This is a genomic window from Kitasatospora sp. NPDC023176 (assembly GCF_055560495.1).
This window is the reverse complement of record NZ_JBVHIP010000019.1, coordinates 168,237-169,659: the sequence shown is the minus strand read 5'-3', so window position 1 is coordinate 169,659 and position 1,423 is coordinate 168,237. Positions and strand designations below refer to the sequence as shown.

Below are 1,423 nucleotides of genomic sequence, written 5' to 3'. Positions count from 1 at the left end.
TTCTCGAAGGTCGGCGCGGCGTCCTTCAGGTCCCCCGGCCGGAGCTTGAACTCCGGGCCGCCGGCCTTCGCCGCGTCATCTCCCATGGCGTCATCTCCCGAACTGTCCGTCAACTGACCATTCTTGCGGTCGGACCGATTACCCAACCGACAGTGCGTCAGTTTGGACACGTGACATCGGTCACCTCGGTGACGGATCGCACGGCAGTTCCTGCGTACGGCCCGGCCGCCGGGTGGGCGGGGTGCGGGGCCGGGCCGTTCGGGCGGCGGTTGGCGGGGTCGGGCTTGGGTGGGGTGTTCGGGTCGTTCAGCAGCAGCGACGGGAACACCTCGGAGTGCTCGACGCCCGCCCACGGGTACGGCCCCTCGGTCGCCAGGCCCGCCCTCGCGAGCGCCGACCGCGGCCGCTGCCGGAGCGTCCCGCCGGCGCCACCGTGGCCGGCATCCGTCGACGCATCCGACGCGGCCCGAAAGGCACCAGTCTCGGTCGGCCGCACTGCTGCTGTCAGTCCGTATGGTTCCGGGTTCTGTGCCGCGCGGCGCGTGGCTACCGTCCCAACCGCTCGATACCCGGCGGTCGGGAGCGGCCGCCGTCACGCGTCTTCAGGAGGTCACGTTGACCGCGCACCACCCCACTCCCAGGGGCATCATCCGGCCCGACCTGATGCGGCTCGACCTCGACGGCGTCATCGACCGGCTGCGCACGGCGTGAGGGGCGCTCGGGTGTTCTCCTCGTTCTCCCGCCGCGGCTCGCGGCTGGCCCTGGCCGCGGTCGCCCTGCTGCTGCCGGTCACCGTGCCGGCTGCCTCCGCCTCGGCCGCACCCGCCGCCCCCGCCGTGGCCGCCGGGTTCACGGCGTCCTGTCCGGCCGCCGGGTTCATCTCCCAGGGCTACACCCCGGAGCACAACGGCATCGACATCGCCAACAACTACGGCACCCCGATCTACGCGGTCGGCGACGGCCAGGTACTGGCCTCCGGCCCGGCGCAGGGCTACGGCCAGTGGATCCGCGTCCTGCACCCGGACGGGACCATCACCGAGTACGGGCACATGCAGGAGCGGGACGTCGCCACCGGCGACCATGTGACGGCCGGTCAACAGATCGCGCTGATGGGCAGCGAGGGCGAGTCCAGCGGCCCGCACCTGCACCTGCGGGTCTGGGCCGACGCGAACGCGACCGTGCGGACCGATCCGATCGGGTACCTCGCGGACCGCGGCATCACCATGCCCTGCACGCCGGGCACCGGTCCTCGCCCCGCGCCGCTGGTGTATCCGGCGCAGGCCGGGAAGGTGGTGTCGGCTCGGTCGGCGGACGGCCGGCTGGAGGCGTTCGCGGCCGGGGCGAACGGTGTCTCGCACGCCTGGCAGACCACGGTGAACGGCGCCTGGTCCGACTGGGAGAGCCTCGGCGGTCCGGGTGGCGC

Annotated in this window: 1 protein-coding gene; it reads left to right on the top strand. The window is 73.2% G+C overall.

Going from position 1 to position 1,423, the window contains the following annotated elements; translation table 11 throughout:
• Positions 1-722 precede the first annotated feature (722 nt).
• On the top strand, positions 723-1,423 hold a 701-nt coding region (locus ACZ3YL_RS24870), incomplete at its 3' end, for a M23 family metallopeptidase (protein ID WP_465659894.1).